The 26567-nt window shown below is 34.9% G+C and carries 23 protein-coding genes and 2 tRNA genes; 12 read left to right on the top strand and 13 right to left on the bottom strand.

Going from position 1 to position 26567, the window contains the following annotated elements:
• The first annotated feature begins 7 nt into the window (after positions 1-7).
• From AC4FQ5_RS11635 to AC4FQ5_RS11610, 6 genes are all read left to right on the top strand, one after another.
• A complete protein-coding gene (locus tag AC4FQ5_RS11635; RefSeq protein ID WP_491143469.1) occupies positions 8-1849 on the top strand; it encodes a bifunctional lysophospholipid acyltransferase family protein/GNAT family N-acetyltransferase in 1842 nt (613 codons plus the stop codon).
• Positions 1850-1957: 108 nt separating this feature from the next.
• Positions 1958-2030: transfer RNA gene (locus AC4FQ5_RS11630), tRNA-Phe, on the top strand.
• A 128-nt stretch (positions 2031-2158) separates the two neighbouring features.
• Positions 2159-2231, top strand: a tRNA-Phe gene (locus tag AC4FQ5_RS11625).
• Positions 2232-2352: 121 nt separating this feature from the next.
• Entirely contained in the window at positions 2353-3528 is a 1176-nt protein-coding gene (locus tag AC4FQ5_RS11620) for a thioredoxin family protein (protein ID WP_491143467.1), read from the top strand.
• An 8-nt stretch (positions 3529-3536) separates the two neighbouring features.
• Positions 3537-4184, top strand: coding sequence for a DUF3575 domain-containing protein (locus AC4FQ5_RS11615; RefSeq protein WP_491143466.1), 648 nt, complete (start codon positions 3537-3539; stop codon positions 4182-4184).
• 4 nt (positions 4185-4188) lie between these two features.
• Positions 4189-4395, top strand: a complete 207-nt coding sequence (locus tag AC4FQ5_RS11610) for a hypothetical protein (RefSeq protein ID WP_491143464.1) — start codon at positions 4189-4191, stop codon at positions 4393-4395.
• A gap of 83 nt (positions 4396-4478) precedes the next feature.
• Here the strand turns inward: AC4FQ5_RS11610 and AC4FQ5_RS11605 are convergent, their stop codons facing one another.
• On the bottom strand, positions 4479-5675 hold the full coding sequence (locus tag AC4FQ5_RS11605) for an exo-beta-N-acetylmuramidase NamZ family protein (RefSeq protein ID WP_491143463.1): 1197 nt from the start codon (positions 5673-5675) through the stop codon (positions 4479-4481).
• 4 nt (positions 5676-5679) lie between these two features.
• Here AC4FQ5_RS11605 and AC4FQ5_RS11600 point away from each other — a divergent pair, with 4 nt between their 5' ends.
• Complete coding sequence (locus AC4FQ5_RS11600) at positions 5680-6909, top strand: ABC transporter permease (protein ID WP_491143461.1); 1230 nt, start codon at positions 5680-5682, stop codon at positions 6907-6909.
• Positions 6910-6971: 62 nt separating this feature from the next.
• On the opposite strand, the gene AC4FQ5_RS11595 is transcribed toward AC4FQ5_RS11600, so the two are convergent.
• From AC4FQ5_RS11595 to AC4FQ5_RS11585, 3 genes are all read right to left on the bottom strand, one after another.
• Positions 6972-7577, bottom strand: a complete 606-nt coding sequence (locus tag AC4FQ5_RS11595; RefSeq protein ID WP_491143459.1) for an IS1096 element passenger TnpR family protein — start codon at positions 7575-7577, stop codon at positions 6972-6974.
• 133 nt (positions 7578-7710) lie between these two features.
• Complete coding sequence (locus AC4FQ5_RS11590) at positions 7711-8742, bottom strand: sensor histidine kinase (protein ID WP_491143457.1); 1032 nt, start codon at positions 8740-8742, stop codon at positions 7711-7713.
• A gap of 46 nt (positions 8743-8788) precedes the next feature.
• Positions 8789-9466: a response regulator gene (locus AC4FQ5_RS11585; RefSeq protein WP_267598687.1), complete on the bottom strand. Its 678-nt coding sequence runs from the start codon at positions 9464-9466 to the stop codon at positions 8789-8791.
• A 187-nt stretch (positions 9467-9653) separates the two neighbouring features.
• Here AC4FQ5_RS11585 and AC4FQ5_RS11580 point away from each other — a divergent pair, with 187 nt between their 5' ends.
• Together AC4FQ5_RS11580 and AC4FQ5_RS11575 are read left to right on the top strand one after the other, a co-directional pair.
• Positions 9654-12218: a TonB-dependent receptor domain-containing protein gene (locus tag AC4FQ5_RS11580; protein WP_491143455.1), complete on the top strand. Its 2565-nt coding sequence runs from the start codon at positions 9654-9656 to the stop codon at positions 12216-12218.
• Positions 12219-12250: 32 nt separating this feature from the next.
• Positions 12251-13432: a beta-helix domain-containing protein gene (locus AC4FQ5_RS11575; RefSeq protein WP_491143453.1), complete on the top strand. Its 1182-nt coding sequence runs from the start codon at positions 12251-12253 to the stop codon at positions 13430-13432.
• A gap of 295 nt (positions 13433-13727) precedes the next feature.
• Here AC4FQ5_RS11575 and hemL read toward each other — a convergent pair whose 3' ends face one another.
• The 4 genes from hemL to AC4FQ5_RS11555 form a co-directional block, all read right to left on the bottom strand.
• Positions 13728-15011, bottom strand: coding sequence for a glutamate-1-semialdehyde 2,1-aminomutase (gene hemL / locus AC4FQ5_RS11570; protein WP_491143451.1), 1284 nt, complete (start codon positions 15009-15011; stop codon positions 13728-13730).
• Positions 15012-15101: 90 nt separating this feature from the next.
• On the bottom strand, positions 15102-16154 hold the full coding sequence (locus tag AC4FQ5_RS11565; RefSeq protein WP_491143449.1) for a glucosaminidase domain-containing protein: 1053 nt from the start codon (positions 16152-16154) through the stop codon (positions 15102-15104).
• Between the two features lie 82 nt (positions 16155-16236).
• Positions 16237-17145: a 1-aminocyclopropane-1-carboxylate deaminase/D-cysteine desulfhydrase gene (locus tag AC4FQ5_RS11560; RefSeq protein ID WP_491143447.1), complete on the bottom strand. Its 909-nt coding sequence runs from the start codon at positions 17143-17145 to the stop codon at positions 16237-16239.
• 115 nt (positions 17146-17260) lie between these two features.
• The gene (locus tag AC4FQ5_RS11555; RefSeq protein WP_491143445.1) at positions 17261-17593 is read right to left on the bottom strand and encodes a hypothetical protein; all 333 of its coding nucleotides are present in this window, start codon (positions 17591-17593) and stop codon (positions 17261-17263) included.
• Between the two features lie 31 nt (positions 17594-17624).
• Between AC4FQ5_RS11555 and AC4FQ5_RS11550 the strand changes: the two genes are divergently transcribed.
• Positions 17625-17807: a C1orf53 family protein gene (locus AC4FQ5_RS11550; RefSeq protein ID WP_491143443.1), complete on the top strand. Its 183-nt coding sequence runs from the start codon at positions 17625-17627 to the stop codon at positions 17805-17807.
• Position 17808: 1 nt separating this feature from the next.
• Positions 17809-18336 carry a DUF4136 domain-containing protein gene (locus tag AC4FQ5_RS11545; protein WP_491143441.1) on the top strand — a complete coding sequence of 176 codons (528 nt, stop codon included), beginning with the start codon at positions 17809-17811 and terminating at the stop codon, positions 18334-18336.
• A gap of 80 nt (positions 18337-18416) precedes the next feature.
• On the opposite strand, the gene AC4FQ5_RS11540 is transcribed toward AC4FQ5_RS11545, so the two are convergent.
• Positions 18417-19199, bottom strand: a complete 783-nt coding sequence (locus AC4FQ5_RS11540; protein WP_491143439.1) for a T9SS type A sorting domain-containing protein — start codon at positions 19197-19199, stop codon at positions 18417-18419.
• A gap of 297 nt (positions 19200-19496) precedes the next feature.
• On the opposite strand from AC4FQ5_RS11540, the gene AC4FQ5_RS11535 reads away from it, so the two are divergent.
• Positions 19497-21284, top strand: a complete 1788-nt coding sequence (locus AC4FQ5_RS11535; protein WP_491143437.1) for an endonuclease — start codon at positions 19497-19499, stop codon at positions 21282-21284.
• A gap of 69 nt (positions 21285-21353) precedes the next feature.
• Here AC4FQ5_RS11535 and AC4FQ5_RS11530 read toward each other — a convergent pair whose 3' ends face one another.
• From AC4FQ5_RS11530 to AC4FQ5_RS11515, 4 genes are all read right to left on the bottom strand, one after another.
• Complete coding sequence (locus AC4FQ5_RS11530; RefSeq protein WP_491143435.1) at positions 21354-22205, bottom strand: lytic transglycosylase domain-containing protein; 852 nt, start codon at positions 22203-22205, stop codon at positions 21354-21356.
• An 82-nt stretch (positions 22206-22287) separates the two neighbouring features.
• Complete coding sequence (locus tag AC4FQ5_RS11525; RefSeq protein WP_491143433.1) at positions 22288-24783, bottom strand: ATP-dependent Clp protease ATP-binding subunit; 2496 nt, start codon at positions 24781-24783, stop codon at positions 22288-22290.
• 151 nt (positions 24784-24934) lie between these two features.
• Positions 24935-25393 (bottom strand): hypothetical protein, encoded by a 459-nt coding sequence (locus AC4FQ5_RS11520; protein ID WP_491143431.1) that lies wholly within the window; start codon positions 25391-25393, stop codon positions 24935-24937.
• On the bottom strand, positions 25371-26567 hold a 1197-nt coding region (locus AC4FQ5_RS11515), incomplete at its 5' end, for a hypothetical protein (protein ID WP_491143429.1). The genes AC4FQ5_RS11520 and AC4FQ5_RS11515, both read right to left, overlap by 23 nt.

Here is a 26567-nt window from a genome sequence, read left to right as displayed (position 1 = left end):
AAAACACATGAGCTTAATTTCGAAAAATGATTTAATCAAAGCTTCGGGCTTAAATAAACTGGGATTTCTCAAGAATCCTATTGCGTCCGCAGTGATGAGCCTTGCCAAAATAAATGAAGTAAACAGACTGTATGACAAGCTAAGAGAGAAGGAAGGCAAAGATTTTTTCGACTCATTTGTTAGAGAAAGGAATTTAAGTTATATCGCTTTTGCCGAAGATCTGGCAAAAATACCAAAGACGGGTCCCTTCATTCTGGTTTCAAACCATCCGCTTGGGGCAATTGACGGAATTCTGATGTGCAAAGTCTTATCAGAAGTACGTCCCGATTTTAAAGTGATGGGTAATTTTCTTTTAGAGAAAATAGAACCGATGGAGCCCTATGTAATTCCCGTAAATCCTTTTGAAGGGAGAAAAGAAATCCGCAACAGCTCTACGGGAATGCGCGAAACGTTGAAACATCTTGAAAATGGTGGCTGCGTAGGAATTTTCCCGGCAGGTGAGGTATCCAATAAAAATAATCCTTACGGAGAAATTCTTGATAAAGAATGGGAAAAACCGGCATTAAAACTGATAAAAATAGCAAAGGTTCCGGTTGTCCCGATGTATTTTCATGCAAAAAACAGTACACTTTTTTATCAGGTCTCAAAAATACATCCAAATTTACAGACGCTGCTGCTTCCTGCAGAAATGATGAATGACAGGGAAAAACCCATCAGAATAAGAATAGGAAAACCCATTACCGTGAAGGCAATGGATGATATGGAAACTATCGAAGAATTGGGAGAATTTCTGAGGCGTAAGGTTTACATGATGAAATCTTATTATGAAAAAAGAAAATCTCTTGCGCAGGTTATTAACCTTAAAAATTTATCATTAAAATTTCAGCTATTAAGAGAAGAAAATATCGTTCAGAATATTATCGATGAAACCCCGAAAGAAGATATCTTAAAAGATATTAACAAGTTGAAAGGTACCGACAAAATGCTTTTCAGTAATGGTAATTACGAGATTTATTTCACAGCTTATGAGCAGATTCCTTCTGTGATGAGAGAGATCGGGAGGCAGCGAGAACTGACTTTCCGTGCGGTTGGCGAAGGAAGTAATTTACCTTTTGATCTGGACGAATACGACAAGCATTATCATCATCTTTTCCTTTGGGACAATGCTGCTGAAAAACTTGCCGGAGCTTACAGAATGGCTTTAGGTAAGGATGTGATGAAGAAATATGGAATCAAAGGATTCTACACCAGTTCGTTATTTGAGTTTGAGCAGGACATCCATCCATTCTTCAAAAAAGTCATTGAAATGGGAAGAGCATACATCTGTGAAGAATATCAGCAGAAACCGCTTCCGCTTTTCCTTTTATGGAGAGGAATCGTGCATGTTTGTCTTCGAAATCCCGACCATAAATTTCTGATGGGAGGAGTAAGTATTTCTAATAAATTTTCAGAGTTTTCAAAATCGTTAATGATCGAGTTTATGCGTTCAAATTATTACGATTCTGCTGTGGCACAGTATATTACTCCGAGAAATGAATATAAAGTAAAGCTCCGTGACAGAGACAAAAATCTATTTTTCGATGAAATGGAATCTGATCTTAATAAACTTGATAAGATCATCGACGACCTTGAGCCGGAATTGAGATTGCCAGTTTTAATTAAAAAATACATCAAGCAAAATGCGAAAGTGATTGCATTCAATGTAGATCCAAACTTCAATGATGCTATTGACGGATTGATGTATATCAGAATAAGCGATCTTCCCGAAAGCACGATAAAACCTGTATTAGAAGAAATGAGCGAGCAGATAAGAAAGGAGCAGGAAAATAATACTCCTGAAAATCAGTAAGTTTTTAATTTTTGTTAAAAAAAAACCGTTAATACTTGCTTCATATATCAAAACTTACTACTTTTGCATCACTTTAAAACACCGAAGTAGAACAAACAAAAATATATTGGTTTCTTAGCTCAGTTGGTAGAGCAATGGATTGAAAATCCATGTGTCCCTGGTTCGATTCCTGGAGAAACCACAAAACCACCTTTTATAAGGTGGTTTTTTATTTTAATAATTTTTATAAAAATTATTTGCTCAGTATCATAAAAAACTATATTTTTGCACCCACTTTAAACAACGAAGTAAATCAAATAAAAACATATTGGTTTCTTAGCTCAGTTGGTAGAGCAATGGATTGAAAATCCATGTGTCCCTGGTTCGATTCCTGGAGAAACCACAAAACCACCTTTTATGAGGTGGTTTTTTATTTAAAATTCACCCTGATAATTTTAAGAGATTTTCACATTTCCAATAAATCAAAATTAAGTATCTTCGCTTATTAAATTTATAACAGAAAAATGAAAAAGATCATCTCCGGATTATTTATTTTTATCACCATACTTACATTTGCTCAGGACGAGATTCAGTTTCAGGACATCCCCTTCAAAGATCTCATTGCAAAAGCAAAAAAGGAGAACAAACTCGTATTCATTGATGCCTATGCTTCATGGTGTGGTCCCTGCAAAATGATGGAAAAAAATGTTTTTACAAAAAAATCTGTCGGGGATTTTTACAATAAAAATTTTGTCAATGCAAGAATTGACATGGAAAAAGGTGAAGGAAAAGAGGTTGCACAGAAATTCGGTGTGCGTTCTTATCCTACTTATTTATTCCTGAATGGTGACGGCGAATTGGTTTCTCAAAATTACGGCTATATGGAAGAAGGTATTTTTCTGGCAATGGCGCAGGATATTAATTCTCCCAACAATAAAAAAGGCTCACTGAAAGAACGTTTTGCCAAAGGAGAAAAAGACCGTGATTTCCTGATTAACATTATGAAGCTAAATTCAAATACTGATTATGAATTTGCAAAACAAGCATCTGAAAGATATTTTGCAAACAGAAAAAATACAGACGAATTTACAAAAGAAGATGTAGGATTTCTTTTATATTTCTTAAAATCAACAGAAGATATTAATTATAAAACCTTTGTTTCTCAAAAGGCAGACATTATAAAGTTTTTACCCGAAGAAAATTATAAAGAATTTAATAATCAATTGGTTTTAGCTAAAGTTGTTCAGGAATCTATTGACGACAAGAATAAAAAAATCAATGAAGATTACTTCATGAAAACTGCAGAGCCTTTGGTAGGAAAAGAAGCAGCGATTCTTAAACTCAATCAGACAAAATTGAGTTACTATGAGCAAAATGCAAATTTCCCAGAATATGAAAAAGCTGCTTTAGATTATTATAAAAATGCAGATTCATTTGAACCCAACGAACTTTTAAAAGCAGCCTGGATTTTCTCTGATCACATCAGAACAAAATCTTCTCTTAAGAAAGCGGCAGAATGGGCAGAAAAATCCGTAATGAGAGGTGAAACTGCTGAAAACACTTATATTTTAGCAAAAATTTATTTTAATCTTGGCATTACTGATATCGCTAAAAATTATGCGGAAATGTCTAAAACTATGGCTGAGCAAGCCGGAAAAGATGCATCTTTAGCAAAAGAATTATTAAATAAAATCAAATAGGAAACAGTTTGAAAAATAAAATTTTTATTGCATTAAGTTTATTTTCAATAATAAATATATATGCTCAGGAAAACCAAACGTTGGAAAACGATTCAAAATCTGAAAAAAAACTTTATATAAAAGGTAATGCTTTGCTTATTCCTATCGGAGTAGTTAATGCAGGATTAGAATACCAGCTTAATAATAAATTTACCCTGCAAGGTGATGTTTTAATATCTCCCTGGAAATCTTTTGCAGGACATGAAGCACAGATTTATATGGGAACTGTTGAAGGAAGATATTATTTTAAAGAAGCTTTTAAAGGATGGCATATAGGAGGTAATGTTTCTTTTGGAGCATATATAGTACAAAAACCTAATTATTGGAATGACAGACCTTTTGTTGATGCTCAAGCAGGACTTCCAACACCTTATATCAACTCTCAACTTTATCAAAAAGGATTTTCTTTTCTTTTTGGAGTCGAAGGAGGTTATCAGTTTAGATTAGCAGATAATTGGAATATGGACATTTTTGCAGGAATTGGAACCTCGCAAGATTTTTATAAAGGATACGTTCGTGGAACCGGTGAAAGATACGATAGTGCGGATGGCTATAACAGAAGCGGTGAAATTATTCCGTACAGAGGAGGAGTAATGATTTCTTACAGACTAAAATAATATCATGAAAATTTTCGGTAAAAACCACATTATTATCTCTGCAATTACTTTTGCCATTCTTTTCCTTATGAATTATTTAGGCAATAAAGAAGCTGATAAATTAGAACGGGCATTGATGACTGCTTTTGCGGGAGTCATTGGTTTGTCAATCGGACTTTTTATTTTGAATAAAGGGAAAGATGATAAAAATCCGCCACAGAATTTTGATTGACAAATGGTGAATGATCATCTTGAAGTCCCTCAGACTGGTAAATTTTAAAAATCGCCCGACAAAGCCATTGACAATTCACATCTTTAATCTTCATAAATCACATATTTACTTCTGATTTTTGAGAATTTTTCAAGATCAGATTTCCATGAGGCTTTGATCTCTGCTTCAGATTTTCCGGCAACGATTTGTTTTCTTAAATCATCACTTCCTGCCAAAGTATCAAAGAAAAGATTTTTAAGGAAAAAATCCTGTTGAGGGTTTTTATAATTTTTGTAAGCTTTGAGCAGCCATTCTACATTTAATTCTTTTAAATCTTTGGAATAATTCGAAAGATCTTCACCGTAACATAATTTTCCGTTCAGAAAAGGATCTTTCGCTCCAAAATTCGGTTTTGGGGTGAACTTATAAGGCAAGTCTTTCGTCCAGGGTGAACCGTACACCTGAAAAGGAATATCCGTTCCTCTACCTACAGAAACCTGCGTTCCTTCAAAGAAACATAAGCTCGGATATAGATTGATCGATTTGTCGTTGGGTAAGTTAGGAGAAGGCTTATCTAAGATAGCGTAACGTTTTTGCTTATGATATTTTTGCATCGGGATTAAGGTATATTTCGCCTGTACTCCATTCTTCAGCCATTTTTCGCCGTTAACCATTTTTCCATATTCGCCAATTGTTAAACCATAAACAACGGGAACTTCGTGCATTCCGACAAAACTTTCCCATTTTTTCTTTAAAACGGGTCCGTCAATATATCCGTCATGCGGATTGGGTCTGTCTAAAACTAAAATCTCAACATTATTTTCAGCTCCGGCTTCCATTAAATAAGTCAACGTAGAGATATAAGTGTAAAATCGAACTCCAACATCCTGAATATCAAACAACACAATATCTAAACCTTTCAATTGCTCAGGTCTTGGCTTTTTATTAGCCCCGTAAAGTGAAATGATAGGAATTCCTGTTTTTACATCTACTCCGTTTTTTACTTTTTCACCTGCATCTGCATCACCTCTGAAACCATGTTCGGGAGCAAAAATTGTTTTGATTTTGATTCCGTTTTTTACTAAATAATCAACCACATGAGTTTTATCTTTCATCAAACCGGTTTGGTTGGTCACAATTCCTATGGTTTTACCTTTTAGTACCGGTAAATATAACTCAGGTCTGTCTGCACCGGCTTTGAAGCAATCCTGATCTTGGTTCTGAGAATAATATGGACTGAATACTCCTAAAAAAATTAGGCAAATAAGAACTAAAGTTTTAATTTTGAAATCTAAATTCATAAGCTTGAAATTTCCTTTATATTTCTCTAGAAAAATAGCGTTTTCCAAAGATAACAAAAATAACCTATCCCGGGTGATCATCTTCATCGGCAGACTTTCTGTGGCATTAGGAATCATTGTTTCTTTAATTACTGTTTGCACAGGTTTCGGCTCAAAAAAAGCAATCAAAGAGCGACTGGCAGATTTCAGCGGACATATTACCGTAAAATCTACCCGTTCAAATTCTTCATATAATACTTCCATACTTGATAATCAAGGTTTAAACATTAAAAAACTGAAAGAACTTGATGATGTGGAAAGTGTGCAGAAATATGCAATGGTGACAGGAATCATGCGTAACGAACATAGCTTTGCAGGAATCATCTTTAAAGGTGTGGGAAAAGATTTTGACAGTTTAAGATTTAAAAAATTTCTGATTGCAGGCAAAACACCCCAAATTACCGAGCAAGGTTACAATAATGGCGTTACCATTTCTGAAAAAATAGCGAGTGACCTTCATCTGAAAGTTAACGACAGCATTGTGACAGTCTTTGCAAAAGAAGATCAGAGGCAGATCTACAGAAAATTTCAGATCGTTGGAATTTATAAGACGGATATTAAGATGATTGACGATCAGTTTGTGATTGGTGATGTGAATCATGTAAGAAAAATTCAGGATATGGCTCCGGAAGATATTGGCGGAATTGATATTTTCTTTAAAAATGTAGATGATATCGATAAAGATTCTGCCGATATTGATAAACTGATCGGCTATAAAAATTATGCTGAAAAAGCAACCGATAAATTCCCACAGATCAACGACTGGATCAGCATCTTTGATGTAAATATTGCCTTAATCATTTCTATCATGCTGATTGTAGTCATCATCAATATCATTATGGTTCTTCTTATTTTGATTATTGAACGAACAAATTCTATCGGCTTACTGAAAACCTTGGGCGCAACCAATGCCCAAATTCGAGCAACTTTTATTAATTACACCTTGATTATTATGGTTCCGGGGTTGCTTTATGGAAATGCGATCGGTTTAGGGCTTTTATTAATCCAGAAGTTTTTTGGAATTATCAAACTAAATCCTGAAAATTATTACGTGAGTACAGTACCTGTCGATTTGAATCCTGTAATGATTCTTTCAATATCTGCAGGAATTTTATTGATTTCAGGATTGGCATTGATTATTCCGAGCTACCTGATCAGTAAAATATCTCCGGTAAAGTCTATTAAATACAGTTAAAATTATCATCTGACCTACCTGAATAAAAAACCCTGAATTAAAAAATTCAGGGTTCCATTTTTTTATACTCTATCATCATCGCTGTCATCTTCGTCATCGAAGACATCATCGTTGTAGTCATCATCTTCTTCATCATCAAAGGTATCATCATCTTCGTCTGCAAAGTTATTGCTCACACCAAAATCATCTTCAAAACCAAAATCATCATCTATCAAAGGCATTGCAGATTTTTTATTTTTTGATCCTGAGCCGCTCCCGCTTTTGCTTGGAGCTTTCAGAGGAGCATTCCCGAATCTGTATACTGTAATTGGATAATTTACCCCTTTCGTCTCTTCTATTACCTCTACAAGCTCGCAGAAAAATTCCCATAAATCCAGCAGACCGTATTGGAACTGCGCTTTGTCACCTGTTGCCTCAAATGCTTCATCGATGTAAACGTCTGACATAATTTCGCCATCACCTTCATCACTCATATCTTCCAGAGGAACACTTTTCACGATCGTACCATCTTCTTCAAGGAGATTAAAAGTAGAAAGCTCATCACCACTAAGGTTGAAAGCACTTTTGATTCCTAAATGAAGGTTCCAGAGTGTTTGTTTTCCTTTAATCTCAACATCACGGAAAATATCTTCTTTTGTATCTAATATTACACGGATTTTGTAAACCATACTACTATTCCAATTTCTATTTTTGCCTTAATTTAATTGATCAATTTCTGTTGCAAATATATAATAAATGAGATTTTAGAAAAGAATATTTAATACTTTTTTAGAATTTTTTTTTGATTACATTCTAAGGGACCTATTTGCTTTTGTCGAGCATGAAACTAAATTTGGTTCCCTCCAGATATACACTTTCTACCGTAATGTTTTCATTATGAGCTTCCAATATATGTTTTACGATGGCAAGTCCAAGACCTGAACCGCCTTGTCTTCTGCTTCGGCTGGTTTCTACACGGTAAAAGCGTTCGAAGATTCTTGGCAAAAGCTCTTCTTTGATTCCCATGCCGTTGTCAATAACCTCGATGAGTACTTTATTTTTAAGAACACTGGTTTTTACAACAACCTTTGCTTCCTGTCTGTTGGCATAATGGATTGCGTTTGAAATAAGATTGATGAAAACCTGGGAAATCTTTTGTTTGTCTGCTTCCACAAAGATCTGGCTGTGTAAAGTCTGAAGCTGTAGAACGGTATTGTTTTTTTCAGCTTCCAGGTCAAGAAGGTCGAAAATTTCTTTTACGAGAATATTGACATCAAATTTTGATACGGTAAGATTAATTTCGCCCGCCTCAAGCCGGTTAATCATATCCAGATCATTAACAATGGCAATCAATCTTTCCACTGAAATACCTATCCTTTCGAGATATTTATCTCTGATATTCAGATTTTCCACTCCGCCTTCACTCAATGTCTCAACATATCCCTGAATTGAAAACAACGGTGTTTTAAGCTCATGAGAAACGTTCCCGATGTATTCTTTACGGTAGCTTTCCATTTTTTTCATCACTTCCATTTCGGTGACTTTCTGTTGGTTGAAATCTGAAAACCTTTCGCCTAATTCTTTTAAAGTAATATTTTCCTGATTATCATAGACGATCTCTTCCGGCAAAATTTTGGAAATGTTTCGTACCTGCTTTTTTGCATAATAATTAAAAAGCAACTCGAGTACAACATAATTGATCACGAACATGATCAAAACACTAACCGCAATCCCGGTTATGAAAACCGAATTGTGGTAATAGCGGTCATGAAGCGCATCAAATATGATGACTAAAATAAGCATGACCAAAGTCAAGAGACACGAGGAGATGAAACTGAGTCTGTAAAATTTCAATTTTACAAAATTTATGGGTTATATAAGTAAAGGTAGTATTTTTGAATTAAACAATCAGCTTATATCCTATTCCTTTTAAAGTCTGAATGGTATTGATTCCCAATTTTTCTCTTAACCTTCTGATATGAACGTCGATGGTTCTTTCCCCCACAATTACATCATTACCCCAGACTTTCTCAAGAATTTCTTCTCTTTTGAAAACTTTTTCGGTATTAGAAGCCAGAAGATAAAGTAAATCAAATTCTTTCTTTGGAAGTAAAAACTGCTGTCCGCTTTTTGAAACTCTGAAATTATCTTTATCGATAATCAGGTCTCCCACCTCGATCAGTTTTGCATTATCAGAGACTTGCGAAGTCAGTTGTAATAATGCATTTACTTTAGAAATTAAAATTTTGGGTTTAATAAGCTTTACGATGTAATCATTGGCACCTGCCTGAAAGCCTGCCAACTGAGAAAACTCTTCACTTCTTGCAGAAAGAAAAACAATAAGACTTTTTTGAAGTTCTTTTACTTTTCGGAGTTCCTGACAAGTTTCAATGCCGTCTTTTTCGGGCATCATGACATCTAATAAAATAAGATCCGGGATAATTTCTTTGGCTTTTTCTATACCTTCGTTACCGTTTGTGGCAGTATATATGTCATAGCCTTCTTTTTCTAAATTGTATGAAAGAATTTCCAGAATATCCAGTTCATCATCAATTAATAGAATCTTTTTTTGGTTCATTTTCGATTTTTACAATTCAAAGTTAACAAAATTTAAGCAACAAGACCGATAATTAGTTTTCATTCACATAAACTTAATATTAAAGGGTATTTCGTAATATTTAGTTAAGAAAAATTTAAAATTAACTAAACCAGATAAACCTCTAATCTTTTATTCCTTTGCACCGAAAGTAATTAGTAAAAAAGAAATGAATTTTAGAAAACTGAGTATCGCTGTTTTGTTCCTTACTACATCCGGAACTTTATTTTACGCTCAAGAGAAAAATGATACCGTAAAAAAAGAAAAAAAGATTGAAGGTGTTATCATTCAAGGTACCACAAAAAAGGGAGGTGAGGCAAATATCATAAGTGTACAGAGAAAATCTGTAGAAGTTATTGAAAGAGTTGGCTCTGTACAGCTTGAAAAGCAAGGTGTAGGTGACGTTTCTGTAGCAGTTACCAAAGCTACAGGATCACAAAAACAGGAAGGCAGCGGACAAATTTTCATTCGTGGTCTTGGTGACCGTAACAACTCTACAACCATCAACGGGCTACAGGTTCCATCAAACGATCCTTTATTCAAAAATATCGATCTAAGTATTATCAAGACTGATATGATCGATTTTGTAGGATTAGAAAAAGTTTATAATCCTAAACTTTGGGGTGATATGTCTGGAGCTAACGTAGATATTGTAACTAAAGTCTATAGCGGAAAGCCATATTTTAAGATCAACTTAGGATCTTCAGTTAACTTTAATGCTATCAATAAAAATAATTTTTTCTTACAAGACGGACCTGAATATTTTGGTTTCACAAAAATTGATCAGCCTTCTAAAAATGCAATTGTAAATCAGGGATATGTTTTCAAAACATCTTGGAAAAATCAGGAAGTTAACAATCCATTCAACTCTTCTCTAAGTTTTGACTTCGGAACCAATTTTAAAATCGGTGATCAGGGGAGATTAAGTATTTTTGGATATGGAGGCTTTGACAATAGCTACGAGTATTTCAAAGGAACTACCGGCGGAGCTTATGACGGTCAGGATAATGCATTGAGAATTTACAATAATGCTGAAGAATATAAGTATACAACCAACTCAACAGGGGTAGTAAATATTAATTATAAAATTAATGGTAATAACAACATTAATTTATCTTCCAACTATATTCACACCAGTGAACAAAAACTAGGAAATTACGCAGGTTATAATAGAGACTATTATGACAATGACCCCTCACAGGAAAGATTTGTGACACAACAAAGAAGAGCTACTTATCGTATTAACGATTTGATTGCAAATCAATTGAGAGGCGAGCATACTGTATCTGAACCTTTAAAAATTTCTTGGAACATCGGTTATAATAGGTTAGACAGCAGAAGACCAGACAGACAAGATAACGTAACTGTATTTGATAAACTACAGAACTACAGTTTTTTTGCCAGCTCAAACCCTGGTGCAAACAACAGATATTATGATCAGCTTTTAGAAAATGACTTCGTAGGTGATCTACATGCAGATTATAAGTTAGGCGAAAAAGCAAAAATCACTTTAGGATACAGTGGTAGATATAAAGACACTGACTTCAAAGCAACACAATACAACTTCAGAATCTTACCTGCTCAAGGAACCTATTTTGTAGATCCGAACAATTATGATTCTTTCTTCAATTTAGGGAATTATCAGACTGGTGCTTTATTTGATATTGTAACTTTCAGAGGGGATATCAAATATAATCCTGAAACAGCATTAACTCCGCAGACTTTTACATCTGAAATGACCAATAATGCAGGGTATGTAAATGTTGATTATAAATTTAGCGATAAATTTACAGCTCAATTAGGTGCAAGATATGAGAATCTGATGCAGAAATTAACTTACAATACTGCAATTCTACAAGGAAAGATTAACAGAGATTATAACAAAATATTACCTGCATTTAATTTAAAATATAGCTTAAATGATAAGCATAATCTGAGATTAGCAGGTTCTAAAACTTATACAACTCCACTTTTGCTTGAAACAGCACCTTTCGAATATGTAGATGTAGATGAAAGTACAATTGGTAATGTTTCAAACTATCCATCAGACAACTACAATGTAGATCTGAAGTGGGAATGGTTTCCTAAGAAAAACGAGCTGATATCATTAACGGCTTTTGCTAAATATATTCAGAATCCGCTTGCCAGAACTACGATAAACTCCTCATCAAACTCTGTGTCTTTCATGAACGTTGGTGATACGGGAAGAGTGTTTGGTTTGGAAGCAGAAGTAAGAAAAGACATCTACGATTCCGGAAAAACAAGATTTTATACTTTCCTAAACGGAACATATCTTAATACTGAGCAGGATCTTGATAATGACAAAATTATAAAAGAAAACCAGGGATCAGGATTCTCAGCTTCTTTCATTAAAGATAAAGATAAATTACAGGGAGCATCAGAATTCCTTGCTAATGCAAATATAGGTGTTGAGCATAAATGGGGAGACAGAAATACAATGGACTTTGTAGTATCGTATTCTTATATTTCAGATAATATCTATGCATTAGGTTTCCAAAACAGAGGAAATATGGTCGATAAAGCATTCAGCACCCTTGATGCAACACTTAAATTCAAATTACGCAGCGGAATCGGAATTTCTTTATCCGGACGAAATTTAATCAATCCATACTTCCAAAGAGTACAGGAAAACCCACTTACCGGAAGTGAACTTATATCTAAAAAATACAAAAGAGGAACAGGTATAGGCGCAAGCGTTTCTTATGAATTCTAAAAATTAAAATAAATTAAAAAAAATATTGTAAAATGAAAAAGAACACTTTAAAATTATTAGCTGCTGTATTCGTAATGTCTACTACAGCAGTAGTATTCCACTCTTGTAGTGATAATGATGACGAAGAAATCATCTCAACCGGTATTGCTTCTGACCCAAACAACTTTAAAGGTGAAGTAAAATCTGGTGAAACAGTGACTTTAGATCCTTCAAAAGTATATAAACTTACAGGAGCTGTAGCGGTAAAAGCTGGCGGTACTTTAGTAATTCCTGCCGGAACAAGAATTGAGGCTACTGGTGGTACTTCTGCATATATTACAATTGAGCAGGATGGCAAAATCTACGCAAATGGAACAGCTGCTTCTCCAGTTGTATTTACTTCACCTGCTGCTACGCCCGGAAGCTGGGGAGGTTTGGTAATTTGTGGAAAAGCACCTATCAACAAAGGAACTACAGCTACTGCCGAAGTAGGTAATGCTACTTACGGAGGAACAAATGCTGCTGACAACTCCGGAATCTTAAAGTATGTAAGAATTGAATATGCAGGTGCTATCTTTACTGCTGATAAAGAATTCAATGGTTTGTCTCTTTTCGCTGTTGGTAACGGTACTACAATCGACAATGTTTCTATGATCAACGGATCTGATGACGGTATCGAATTTTTCGGAGGAACTGTAAATGTATCAAACATTGTTTCTGTTGCTAACGAAGATGATGCTTTTGACTGGACTGAAGGCTGGAACGGAACCGCTACTAATGTTTACACAAAGAGAAGAGCAAACGGTGTTGGAAACAGAGGTATTGAAGCTGATAACAACTCTAATGATAATGACGCAAACCCAAGATCAAACCCTACCATCAAAAATGCAACGTTCATAGGTGGAACTACAGGTGAAGCAGATGGTTTAAAATTGAGAGTGGGTACATATGGAACATTTGATAATATTGTTTTATCTAACTGGACTACAGGTATAAACGTAGAAAACAACGCTTCTGTTACTTATTTTAATGGCGCTAATAAAATCACCAACATAAAATTTGACGCTGTAACTAACAAAGCTTCTGCAAAAGGAAACGATCCTGATGGATCAGGACCATTAACAGGACCTACAATCACTGTCTTAGCAAATACTTATACCGAAAATACTTCTGCTACAGGAGCTGGAAGTGGTACATCTACACCAACTTGGGCAAACGGATGGGCTGGATTATAAAATTCAAGTAATTAGTTTCTTCATATTAAATTGAATCCCTCAGGAAAATTTCCTGAGGGATTTTTATTTTGTCTGAATTTAGAAAATTTGTTGAAAAATTTGATCCTAATATAGTTTTTACATTTATAAGAGTAATGTTGTTATTCCGTAAGAATTTAAGTAACAAATTCAGACTATTGAGATTCCTACGGAATGACAAATACTCTGCTTATTTTTATAATTTATAGAATTTTAATTTTTAACCAAAAAAGACAAGAAATAAATCTTGTCTTTTCTATTTTGTATGTAGTTAATCTTAAGAATACTCAAATTTTCTCACGGCTTCCAGTGTCATATCAATCTCTTTATCTTTAATGGCATTACTGATAAAATACGTTTCATAACCACTTGGCGGAAGATAAATTCCGTTGGTCAGCATCTGATGGAAGAAATTATTGAATAAAGAATGATTCGCCTGTTGAGCCTCATCAAAATTTGAAACCCTGTTGATATGAAAAAACACCGACATCATTGATCCCTTTCTGTTGATCTTGTGGGCAATTCCTTTTTCATTCAAAATTTTTCCGATTTCAAAATCTAAGGTTTCAGTCGTTTTATTAAGATTATTAAAGAAATTTTCATCATTTTTAATGAGTTGCAGCGTTTTTAAACCTGCTCTCATTGCTAAAGGATTTCCGCTTAATGTTCCGGCTTGGTAAACTGCACCTTTTGGAGCAAGATGATCCATAATTTCGTTTCTTCCTGCAAAAGCACCGACTGGCAAACCACCACCGATTACCTTTCCATACGTTACCAAATCTGCCTTTACATTGTACAATTCCTGAGCTCCGCCAAATGCTAATCTGAAACCTGTCATCACTTCATCAAAAATCAACAAAGCTCCGTTTTCATCGCAAATCTTTCTTAAATTTTGAAGGAAATTATTTTCCGGTAAAACACAACCCATATTTCCGGCAACCGGCTCAATAATAACCGCAGCAATTTCACCCTCATTGTGTCTGAACAAATCCTGAACCTGCTCAAAATTATTATATCTTGCCAGCAAAGTATCTTTTGCCGTTCCCGAAGTTACTCCCGGAGAATTTGGGTTTCCAAAGGTTGCCGCACCACTACCCGCTTTAATCAGAAATGAATCTGAATGCCCATGATAACAGCCTTCAAATTTCACAATTTTATCTCTTCCGGTAAAACCTCTTGCCAATCTTACTGCACTCATACACGCTTCGGTACCGGAAGAAACCATTCTTATCTGATCGATATTCGGAACGTTTTCTGTAATGAATTTTGCTATCTCCGTTTCAAGCTCTGTCGGAGCACCAAAAGAAAAACCTTTCTCCGCCTGAATTTTTAATTCCTCTAAAACTTCCGGATGAGTATGTCCTAAAATCGCAGGTCCCCATGAATTGATGTAGTCGATATAAGTATTATCATCAGCATCCGTAAGATATGCGCCTTTTGCAGATTTCATAAAAACAGGCACTCCGCCTACAGATTTAAAGGCACGTACAGGAGAATTCACACCTCCCGGAATATATTTGTAAGCTTCTTCAAATAAAGCTGAACTTCTCTGGTATCTCATTATAGTAAGTTGATCGTTGTTAGTTGACAGTTCGCAGCAAATAGTTATCGGTATTAACCAACAACCATGAACTAAAAACTGAAAACCAATTTAGTTTCTGGGTTTTTTATCAATAAGGTAGATTAATTGTCCGGCAGAAGGTTTCTGTCCCTCATCCATTCTGTTTTTTGCGTATAATTTGTTGAGTTTCACACCGAATTTTTGTGCAATGTCATGCATATCTTCACCAAATTCTGCTTTGTAAGTCGGTGTATTTCCTTCAGAATTTTTCGATTCTAAAAATACGATATCGTCTTTTTTCAGAACATCAGACTGCAAATCATTCCATTTGATCAATTTGCTGTCGCTGATTTTAAATTTATTGGCAATAAACTGAACATTAGTGTCCTCAGGAATTACCACGTATTTTAAACCACCATTCGGATGGCTTTTAATTAAAATGGAATTGAGGATTTCTGCTTTTGATTTTATTCGCTCTACCCTTTTCTGTTGCTGAGCATATGAAGTCGGTTTATACGGCACTTTCACAGTTACCGGTTCTTTCCTTTGAGTTTTTGAGGGCTGCAGACTTGCCATGAAAGTACGGTCGTCTTTCAAATCAGGATATTTTCTCAGAACTGCATAGAGTACTTCTTTAGAATTTACTTCATCAAACTCATACAATTTGTACTTTTCGATTTTACTGATCAGAATTGATGCATAACGAGGATTTGTTGCGTAACCCGCTTTTTTCAGACCGTGAGCCCATGCTTTGTAGTCTTTCATATCCAGATTGAAGAGATTCGTGTAATATTTTCGGGTTGCTAAAAATATCGAATGATCTTCATAAGATTGTTTCGGATCATCATACACACGGAAACACTCATTAGGAGCATCATCGGTGTGCTTCATTGTTTTTCCGGTCCAGTCTTCTTTACATTTTATTCCGAAATGATTTTTACCTTCCTGGGCCAATCGGCTTTGTCCGCCACCAGTTTCCAAAAGCCCCTGTGCAAGCGTAATAGAAGCCGGAATTTTATACTTTTCCATTTCTTCAACGGCGTATTGCGCAAATTTCTGGATATATTGATCTTCAGTCGCCCAGGTCTGAGCTGAGAATTTTGATAAAACTAAAAGGCTTATTAGTAAGAAAAGTCTTTTCATTTTTTTTATTTTTTTAGAACTATTAAATGAACACTCATAAAATTATTTATTAATAAATTAAATGACTGTTTCATATTTAAATTTATCTGATTAAATCTCTATTTTGTTTTTCTAAAAGCAAATTAGCTCCTTCAATTCCCTGTAATCCTCCTGTATGAAAACACAGAATTTTACTTCCATCAGGAAAATAATTTTCATCGATCATTTGAAAAACCTTCTGCATCATTTTCCCTGTATAAATCGGGTCTAGAGGAATATCATATTTCGCTTTAAAATCATTAATAAAACGAATGGTATCATCATTTATTTTCCCGTAACCACCAAAAACGGCATCAGTTAGATAGAAATTTCTTTTTGAGGTTAATTTTAAAATTCTATCATGTAAAGATGAGTCATCAACAACTTTAAAACCTATAACGTTCTGATTATCTTCACAAAACTCTGAAATTCCGGAAATCGTACCTCCTGTTCCAACTGCTGTGCAAAGATAATCAAAATCTTTTGTATCGTTATTCAGCATCATTTTAATGCCTTGAACTGCCTTTTCATTTGTTCCGCCTTCAGGAATGATCAACGCATCCGGAAATTCATGCTGCAAAAATTCGGTCAGTTTTTCCTTATGACGATATTCTTCACGGGTAACAAATTTGAGATTCATGCCGTTTCGCTTTGCAAAAACCAATGTTGGGTTATCTTTCCATTTTTGTTCCAGCTCTTCACCTCTGATAATTCCCAAAGTTGGAATTTCTGATAGTTTTCCTAACGCTGAAACTGCTGAAATATGATTGGAAAAAGCTCCTCCAAATGTAATGATTAAAGGATTTTCGGGTTGACTTTCAAGATAATGATTGATATTAAAAAACAGTTTCCAGTATTTATTTCCTGAAATTTCGGGATGAATAAGATCTTCCCTCTTAATAAATAGTCTTACATTTTTATTAATCTTAATTTCCTGAATTGGAATATTTTCTGTCGGGACTTGTAATAGCATCTTTTTTAAAATAGTATACTTTTAATTATTCATACAGTTTGTCATTCCGGAAGAATCTAAGCGGAGTTAATAAAAATTGTTTAGATTCTTCCGGAATGACAAAAATGATGTTGATTTATCTTCTTAAATATTTCCAAAATCCCAAGAATTTTCTTTTTTTAAGATAATTCAGATCGTGCTCATTTGCGTAAGCTTCTCTTTCAAAGGAGATGGCGAGATAAGCTTTGTGAGGATTTTTTAATCTGAAAAAATGATAATAATATTCTGCAACATATGCCAGATAAAAGAAAATAATCAACAGCTCCAACTGCTGTCTCAGATGGATTTTTTCGTGGTTGATAAGCACTCTATTTCTCTTATCTTCAGGTTTTTTAATGAATATAAAAGGATAAAGCGTAATGCCGTTTATTTTTGTATTTTTGAGGAGCTTTTGGCACACAATTATCATGATAACAAATATAAAAGTTTTGATTTAACTTATGGCACATTTTGACATCAAAGAACATGAAGACTTTTACTACAATGAGCAGGGTTATAAGGTTTTTACAGAAAAATTCCACCTCAAACGTGGATATTGCTGCAAAAGCGGCTGTAAACATTGTCCGTACGGATACGATAAAAAGACAGATACATTTATAAAAATTAATAAAAAAAATCAATAAAATGAAGAAATATATTTTTATTTTGCTGGCAGCAACCTTGGGTTTATCTTCTTGCAGTCCTTTTAAAGTACGTTCAGATTATGCAGAAACTGCAAATTTCACTTCTTATAAAACTTATAAAATAAGAATTGATGATCTGAAACTGAATGATATTGATAAAGACAGAGTTTTGAACGAATTGTCTAAGCAATTACAGACGAAAGGTCTTCAATCCGGTGAAAACCCTGATCTGATCGTTAATGTGAAAGCCAATCACAAAAAAATCACCGATATTACTACCTCAAATCCCGGTGGAATGTGGGGATGGGGAGGCGGATTCGGATGGGGAATCGGCATGAACAGAACATGGTCTAGCAATTATAATGAAGGCGCAATCATAGTAGATTTGATCGATTCTAAAACCAACAAACTGGTTTGGCAAGGCATCGGAAGCGGAATTTCTGTAGACAGACCGCAGGCTAAACAAAAGCAAATTCCTCAGATCGTAGCAGAAATTATGGCAAACTATCCTCCGGGAATGAAAAAATAATGATCTTAAAAGATTTAAATATAAAAGTCAATACACTGTGTATTGACTTTTTATTTATAAAAATATTTACTAAAATATTTTTATTCTTTAATCACTTTAAATGATTGAGTTTTCTCATCTTTTGATTGAATCGTCAAAAAATAAACTCCTGATTTCAAATCACTTAAATTGATTTCTGAAGACGGCTTTATGATTGTTTTCACTACTCTTCCTGAAACATCAGTTACTTTTAAAACTTCAGCATTTTTTACACTTGAAACTTTAATAACATCTTTAAATGGGTTTGGGTAAATCTTAACCTCGTTTATTTTTGTTTCATCAGTGCTTAAATTTGATTTGGGTTCCCAAATTGCGTCATCCCAATAATGCCCTGCCCAAGTTGTTCCCGGATTTCTTATTGCTAATCTTGCGTTTGCCGGAACAGTAGTCGGCACATCTAAAATTCGTTCTGATGTATTGTCATAGGTACTGTTGGTAATAGTAATCGATTGCAGGACTGCAAAAGTAGCTGCATCATTTACATCAGTCATATATCCAAATTCTAAAAGACCCGGTCCTCCGTTGGCTCTCGCCTTGAATCTGAAATGATGCGTTCCTGCATTGACATTGCTCAATGGTGGCAAGATGACGATCGACACTTTGTTATACCCATTCTGATAAATATTACTGGGTGCAGAAGCCGGAGATGTGCTTGAGATAATCTGATTACCACCCTGAGTTACGATACTGTTCCAACATGCGGGAACAACTCCCATATTACAGCACGACAAAGTGTCGAAATTTTCCGAAAACTCACTTACCGGAGTACATTGTCCATAAGTTGATATACAACCTGCGATTGATAAGCTTACAAAAAGCTTCAAAGATAAATTTTTAATCATTCTAAATAAAAATAATAATCACAAAAATAAATCTTTTTACTATTGCTATTTTAGAAAAATCTATGATATTTATCAATTAATAATTATTTGATAATAGGTTTTAATTAAATTAAAATCAAAAAAAAGGATCACCCAAATCAAATCCGTTTATTTTAAAAAATAAATTATTAAAAAACTATTTTAGTCATTAATAAAAATTCATACTTCATATAATAAATTTAACGATCCTGTAATTTTATATTGTTAAAATTATGATTATCTTAGATTAAATCTGTTAACATGAAAAAACTATTATTATCTCTTTTATTCGCTCAGCTTGTGAATGCACAGGCTCCGTCCGGTTATTATTCTTCGGCAAACGGACTTTCGGGAGCAGCTTTGAAAAGCGCACTAAGCTCAATAATTACCAACGGACATCAGGACAAAGGTTACAATGGTCTCTGGACTGCCTATAAAACCACAGACATTGATAAAAATTACGAGAACGACGGCTCTATTTTAGATATTTATTCTGAAAGATCAACTTCTAGCGATCCTTACAATTTCAGTCCGGTAAGTGATCAGTGCGGAACGTACTCTACAGAAGGAAATTGCTACAATCGTGAACACATCGTGCCTCAAAGTTTATTTAATGAAGCTTCTCCGATGAGAAATGACATTCATTTCATAAGAGCGACAGATGGAAAAGTAAACGGAATGCGATCAAACTATCCATTCGGGAAAGTAGGAAGTACAACTTTCACTTCTCAAAACGGATCAAAACTGGGAAGCTCAACCTCTTCAGGTTTTTCGGGAACGGTTTTTGAGCCGATCGATGAATTTAAAGGAGATGTGGCAAGAATGGTTTTCTACTTTGTGACCCGTTATCAAAGTCAATTATCTTCTTTTTCCTCAGGAAATATGCTTGGAAGCTCCGCTTTTCCGGGACTACAGACTTGGGAGCTGAATGTACTTTTGGCGTGGCACAATCAAGATCCGGTTTCGCAGGCCGAAATTACCAGAAACAACGCTTCTTACACTTTTCAGGGAAACAGAAATCCATTTATCGACAATCCAAATTATGTCAATCAAATTTGGGGATCTCAGACTCCGACGCAAGATACACAAGCGCCGACTACGGTAACCAACCTCGCAATTCCTTCAAAAACAGCCAACAGTATTTCGTTAACCTGGAATGCATCAACCGACAATGTAGCCGTAACTTCGTATGATGTTTATATAAACGGAAGCTTAAAATCTAACGTAACTTCAACATCGACAACCGTTACAGGTCTGAATTCTTCAACAACCTATAGTTTTTATATAAAAGCTAAAGACGCTGCTGGAAATACTTCTGCCAATAGCTCAACAGTTTCAGCAACTACGAATTCAGGAACAACACCTTCAACAAATTGTGTGAATGAAACATTTGAAACAATTCCAACTTCAAGCGCATCATCTTACACCACAAAAACATGGACAAACGGAGGAATTACCTGGACAGCAACAGATTCAAGAAGTGATCAGACTATTTCCAATAAAGCAATCACAGTAAGATATGGTTCGTTAAAATCTAGTAGTTTCAGTAACGGAATTACTTCTTTAACCGTAACTACACAATTGAAATTCAGCGGAACCAACGGAACTTTTAATGTGCTTGTCAACGGTGTGAATGTGGGAACAATCCCATACAGTACGACTGCGACTACAACAACGATTAATAATATCAATGTTTCAGGAAATGTAGTTTTGACATTGGTCAATAATTCATCAAGCAACAGAGTGGCTATTGATAACCTGATCTGGACTTGCTCTGCTGGAAGCGCAAGACAAAGCATATCTTCGTTAGAAAACACCGAAGTCAAAGAATTACAGGTTTATCCAAATCCAATTTTAAATAATGAAATTTTCGTGAAAGGAGAAACTGAAAATATTCAAAAAGCTGAAATTTATAATTTGCAGGGAAAAGTAATGCAAACCATCAGTCAACCTTTTAAAAACGGAAAATCAATCAAGATAAAAAATTTACCACAAGGAATTTATATTCTAAAACTTAATGAAACAAGTTTGAAATTTTTGGTAAACTAAAACCATTTAATTAAATAAAAAAAGACTTCTCTTTACCGGAGAAGTCTTTTTCGTTTTAGACTTAAAACATTATTTTGTTCCTTCTTTTACAGAACGGGAAAGAATTATATTTTTTCTCAACAGAAAATCGGGCATCAAATCTGTCGGGAGATAAAATGTACTTTCACCGGTAGTCTGAAGCTCTTCTTCAATTCCGGGATTCCAGGATAGAATTTCACTTACACTTACTCTTAATTCTTCGGCAATTATCTTTAGATTAAAACCTGCGTTGATCTCAGTTTCGGACAAAAAAGAACCTTCCTTCATTCCTGATCGAGAATCAAAGATTTTCTTCATTCTTGAAGAATTGTAATTGGTTAAAACACTGCTCAGTTCGCCTGTTGCGTAACATGCATTTAAATATTTTTTTACATGATTGATGGTTTCTGTCGGCAAATATTTAGAAAAAACATGATACTGCGTTGAATTCGCAGACTGCATAGCTTTGGCTATATTTCCTTCTCCACAATTGTAAGCTGCCACGACAGTTACCCAATTATTGTACTTTTTATACAGATTTCCTAATGAAACTACCGCAACTTTTGTGCTTCTGTACAAATCATTACGACGATCCTCGGTTAATCCGTATTGATTGGCGTGAGAGGTCATAAACTGCCAAACTCCTACAGCTCCTGCGTGAGATGTAATATTTCTGTCAAAGTGAGATTCAATCAAAGCTAAATTTCTCAAATGTTTCGGAAGACCTTTGCTTGCAAGAGAATTTTCTATAAACTGAACGATTTCTTTATTTGAATTAATGATGCTTTTATATCTTCTCACACTACTTTCTGAAGTATCGGTTGCAGAAAGAAACTGTGCCTGAAATATTTGAAAACAGGATAAAAAGAAAGTCAGCAACATTATTTTTGTAAAAATTTTCATCTGAAAAATCTTGTGCATTATCATTTTATAAGCCGAAAAACTTAAAATTAGAGAATTCCGGTTTTTATATTTTAATTCTTATTTATTCAACTTTCCACTCAATTTTATCATCAGTTTGGTTCCAGTCAACTTTAAGCGTTTGTCCGGATCTTACTTCTTCCCGCACAATCATTTTTGAGATCGGTCTTGCCAACTGAGATCTGATCACTCCGGAAATCTGTCTTGCTCCATATTTGCTACTGAATCCCCCTAAAGCTAAATTTTTCACCGCTTCATCGGTGATAGAAAGCGTCATTCCTAATCTTTGAAGTGATTTGTGAAGTGATTTTAACTGAATATTAAAAATTCTCTCCGCAATAGATTCTGTAATCGGCGCAAAAGGAATAATCTCTGTAATTCTCGCCAAAAACTCCGGTCTGAATCTGCCTGAATTTGACATAATCTGCATCAGAGAAGATGATTCCGGAACCGTACCTTCTTCAAATTGTTTTACAATTTCTTCGCTACCAATATTTGAGGTAAATAAAATCAAAGCATTGCTGAAATCTCCTTCTTTCCCAAGTTTGTCATGTACTTTTCCTTCATCCATGATTTGTAAGAACACGTCAAAAACCGAGTGATGCGCTTTTTCAATTTCATCAAACAAAACTACGGTATAAGGTTGCTGACGGATTTTATTGACCAACATTCCACCCTCTTCGTAACCAACGTAACCGGGAGGCGCTCCGTATAATAGTGCAGCAGAATGTTCTTCTTTAAATTCTGACATATCAAAACGAACCATCGCTTTTTCATCATTAAAAAGCAATTCTGCCATTGATTTTGCGAGTTCAGTTTTCCCTGTTCCGGTTGGTCCGAGAAGGAAAAATGATCCGATGGGTTGTCCGGGTTTGTTTAATCCGCTTCGGTTTTCAACAATAGCGTCTGAAAGCACTTTCAATGCATGATCCTGACCGACAACTCTGTTGAGTAAAAGAGATTCCATATTGAGGAGTTTCTCTTTTTCCTGTGCCTGAAGTTTCCCAATCGGGATATTGGTTTTTGCTGCCATTACAGCCGCCAATTCGAGTTTGCCTACTTTCTCTCTTTTTACAGAAGCGTGTTCTATCAATTCTGTAAAAGTCTCTTCAATCATTTTCTGAAGATGCTCGATCGGCATTGAGTTATCAATCTGTGGCTGCTCTCTCAAAGATCCCCATAAAATCGGGCTGATTTTATCTCTCAGTAAATTGTAATTCCAGATTAATTCGTCGGCTTTATCTTTATCATCCAAAAATTCTTCTTTCAGAATATTTTCATAATTTTCTTTCCAGTCCTGAAGTTCTTTTTCGGAAAGTTCGTCAAGCATTTTGATGGCAGCCATTGTTCGGTCTAATAAATCAATTGCTGCATCCGGTAATTTTTTACCTTTTGCATATCTTTTCGCTAAACGTACACATTCCGGAAGAGCAGATTTATCCACTTCAATTGAGTGATGCATTTTGTAACCATCTAAAAGAACATCGATCATTTTCACACAGGTTTGTTCGTCCGGTTCGTTGACAGTAAGAACCTCAAAACGTCGGTTAAATGCCTGTTCGGGTTCGATTATCTTTCTGTATTCTTCCTGAGTTGTGGCTCCGATTACGGTAATTTCGCCTCTTGCCAATTCGGGTTTCAGGATATTTCCGATGTTTCCGATACTGCCTTTCGGATCTAAAAGTGCATGAATTTCATCAATGAAAAGAATTGCTTTTTCAATCTTTTTGCACTCGTTGATTACTTTTTTCAGACGATCTTCGATTTCACCTTTGTAAGACGTTCCTGCCAGTAAAGCTCCAGTGTCTAATTCTAAAAGCGTTGCATTTTTTAGCATTTCCGGAACATTTCCTTTGATAATTTCTGTAGCGAAACCTTCTACCAAAGCGGTTTTTCCAACTCCGGGTTCACCGATGATAATGACATTGGGTTTGGTTCTTCGACAAAGAATTTCGACCAACATTCTCAGTTCCTTATCCCGGCCGATAATGTTTTCTAAAGTTCCCTGTCTTGCCTGTGAAGTTCTGTCAATGCAATAATTTTTGATGGAAGGAAAAGAGTTATCCGAATAGTCTGAACTATTTGAAAAAAGCGAAGAAATTTCACTATTTTCAGATGAGTTGTAAGGTGTATCTTTTCGGTATAAATTAAATATTTCGTGTTCTCTGAGAGGAAGAGATTTGAGTTGCTGTAAAGTAAATGCAACCTGTGGTTTTACGATTGCCGTTAAAATACAGATCGGAGTAATTTCGTCCAACCCTAATTTTAATCTGATATCATCGGCTTCTTCAAGAATCTGATCTACAAATTCGCCTTCCCCTACTTCACTTGGAAGATGAGAGGTTTTAGGATAATCTTCGATTCTTACATCTGCCCATTCGTAGAAATATCCCGGATCTTTGTCAATGTTTTTTAAGAATTCATTGAGTCCAATATCTTTGTGCATCAAAGCCTGCAAAATATGCGGACCGTCGTATGTTGCGTTGTAATTTTCTCTTGCGATAGATTGCGCTATGTGAAAAAGCTGCTTTACGGTTTCATTAGTTACTAATACTCCCATTTATTTTTGATATTAATATTTGTGACGTTGATTTTTGGTGTAACTAAAATAAGTTTTTTTTGTCAATCATTAAAATTAAATGTAGCTTAATTTATACGACTGATTTTAAACTTATGGGAGATATTTTTAGTGAAATTATTTAAAACTATTATTATTTTAAGATCAAAGTTTCAGAATCGTTATATAATTTGTCATCAATTTTAAAAGTGACTACAGATGGTGTACTCGAAGATGAAAATGGGGATAAACCTTTCTTTCTTTTGACCGGCTTATCTTCGATTTCGGTAATGAAATGTTGTGACACTCCAATATTTATTTTAATCGTATCTTCTTTATTGATTGTCTTTTTACCATCAAAAAATTTGATCGATGCCATCAAAGGTTGAGATGATGATATGACGAATTTTCCGCTATCAATTTTGATCCCTTTGTGTGTGACAAATATTTTACTGTTGGTAACATCTGTGTCTGTTTTATTTTGTAATGTAAATAAATAATTAAAGTCGTTTAAAACAATTGGTTTCACCTCCTTCTGGTCTGCACATCCTATGAAACAGTTTATCGATAGCACTATGGCTAAAAGATATTTATTTATATTTAATATATCCATAAAAATTTGTATTAAAAACTCTTGATCTGAACTGTTGGGAATTGTATTCTTTTGCCCAGCAATAGTATGAAAAAGTGTACATACCTGTGGTATCATCTATAACCAAGCCTCCATTATAAACAATCCAGTGATAATTTGTAAGTGAACCGAATATACTTACGCTGTCATTAAGCATATCAGAATCAATCAGTAGAATTATTTTCCATCCTGCATTGAAATCGGCTTCTATGCTTTGCAATGTATCAGCATAATTAAGACCCGTAATGAAATGCGTTTTATCTTCAACTTCGGTTGCTCCGTGAAGTTCCCGAGCTGCTTTTACCATATATGAAGGCCAATTGATAGCGTCCCAGTCTTCACCATCTTTCCCTGTATAACTTTTATTATCAGAACTTCGGGTTCCAACCAAAGTTACCCAGTCAGACTGCGGAATAAGAGTACCACTATCAAAATGAGGGTAGTCGTCATTGCTTTTATAAGGTTTCATCTCAAAAATTTCTTCGTCCGGTAACAGCTTAAATTGATTAATTTCTCCCTCACCTGTTCTGAAAAACCTTTTGTAGGCATTATAAAACATATCCGGATTTACTTTTGCGTAAACATATAATATTGCTGCAGTTCCACACAATGATGTTGCACTTTGATTAATTAATCTGGGATTGCTTTTTCTTGCCTGTAATTCATTATCAAATAATTTACCGTCAAACCATCTGAATCTGTTATGCATAAAAACGGGAAGTTTACCTTCAGAATCTGCATTTTCTATGTAAGCACGAACTTCCATATCTCTTCCGCAACATTCGGTTGCAGAAAATCTGATGCTTAATTCGGTCCCACGCCAATTCTTATTCTGCAAAATATTTTCTTCAACCTGTCCTGTTTCAGGATTGGTATATTTTAATGCCCACCGTATATTATTGGGGTTTTTAGGATCTCCGTTTGTGTACTCTTTGACGCGGAATCGATAAGATTTATTGTATAAAACTCCCTTTTTGAAATTTGTTTCTGACGCTGAACCGTCATTTGTGGAACCATCATCAAGCTCATCAAGACATTCTATACTTTTGACTCTCGTTTCTTCAACTGTTGTACGACCTTGATTCCCATCATGATTCACCCCACCCCCTTTACCATTCTGCACCTGTCTTCCTCCTGCAACATTTCTGGTAAACTT

Source organism: Chryseobacterium sp. DT-167 (assembly GCF_058310155.1).
The sequence above is the reverse complement of the archived record's forward strand: the minus strand, read 5'-3'. Positions and strand labels throughout refer to the sequence as shown.

Bases quoted from the DNA above. Each gene is read 5' to 3' on its own strand.
- AC4FQ5_RS11635 (WP_491143469.1), top strand. From the start codon at position 8: ATGAGCTTAATTTCGAAAAATGATTTAATCAAAGCTTCGGGCTTAAAT.
- AC4FQ5_RS11620 (WP_491143467.1), top strand. From the start codon at position 2,353: ATGAAAAAGATCATCTCCGGATTATTTATTTTTATCACCATACTTACA.
- AC4FQ5_RS11610 (WP_491143464.1), top strand. From the start codon at position 4,189: ATGAAAATTTTCGGTAAAAACCACATTATTATCTCTGCAATTACTTTT.
- AC4FQ5_RS11605 (WP_491143463.1), bottom strand. From the start codon at position 5,675: ATGAATTTAGATTTCAAAATTAAAACTTTAGTTCTTATTTGCCTAATT.
- AC4FQ5_RS11595 (WP_491143459.1), bottom strand. From the start codon at position 7,577: ATGGTTTACAAAATCCGTGTAATATTAGATACAAAAGAAGATATTTTC.
- AC4FQ5_RS11585 (WP_267598687.1), bottom strand. From the start codon at position 9,466: ATGAACCAAAAAAAGATTCTATTAATTGATGATGAACTGGATATTCTG.
- AC4FQ5_RS11580 (WP_491143455.1), top strand. From the start codon at position 9,654: ATGAATTTTAGAAAACTGAGTATCGCTGTTTTGTTCCTTACTACATCC.
- AC4FQ5_RS11575 (WP_491143453.1), top strand. From the start codon at position 12,251: ATGAAAAAGAACACTTTAAAATTATTAGCTGCTGTATTCGTAATGTCT.
- hemL (WP_491143451.1), bottom strand. From the start codon at position 15,011: ATGAGATACCAGAGAAGTTCAGCTTTATTTGAAGAAGCTTACAAATAT.
- AC4FQ5_RS11565 (WP_491143449.1), bottom strand. From the start codon at position 16,154: ATGAAAAGACTTTTCTTACTAATAAGCCTTTTAGTTTTATCAAAATTC.
- AC4FQ5_RS11560 (WP_491143447.1), bottom strand. From the start codon at position 17,145: ATGCTATTACAAGTCCCGACAGAAAATATTCCAATTCAGGAAATTAAG.
- AC4FQ5_RS11555 (WP_491143445.1), bottom strand. From the start codon at position 17,593: ATGATAATTGTGTGCCAAAAGCTCCTCAAAAATACAAAAATAAACGGC.
- AC4FQ5_RS11550 (WP_491143443.1), top strand. From the start codon at position 17,625: ATGGCACATTTTGACATCAAAGAACATGAAGACTTTTACTACAATGAG.
- AC4FQ5_RS11545 (WP_491143441.1), top strand. From the start codon at position 17,809: ATGAAGAAATATATTTTTATTTTGCTGGCAGCAACCTTGGGTTTATCT.
- AC4FQ5_RS11535 (WP_491143437.1), top strand. From the start codon at position 19,497: ATGAAAAAACTATTATTATCTCTTTTATTCGCTCAGCTTGTGAATGCA.
- AC4FQ5_RS11530 (WP_491143435.1), bottom strand. From the start codon at position 22,205: ATGAAAATTTTTACAAAAATAATGTTGCTGACTTTCTTTTTATCCTGT.
- AC4FQ5_RS11525 (WP_491143433.1), bottom strand. From the start codon at position 24,783: ATGGGAGTATTAGTAACTAATGAAACCGTAAAGCAGCTTTTTCACATA.
- AC4FQ5_RS11520 (WP_491143431.1), bottom strand. From the start codon at position 25,393: ATGGATATATTAAATATAAATAAATATCTTTTAGCCATAGTGCTATCG.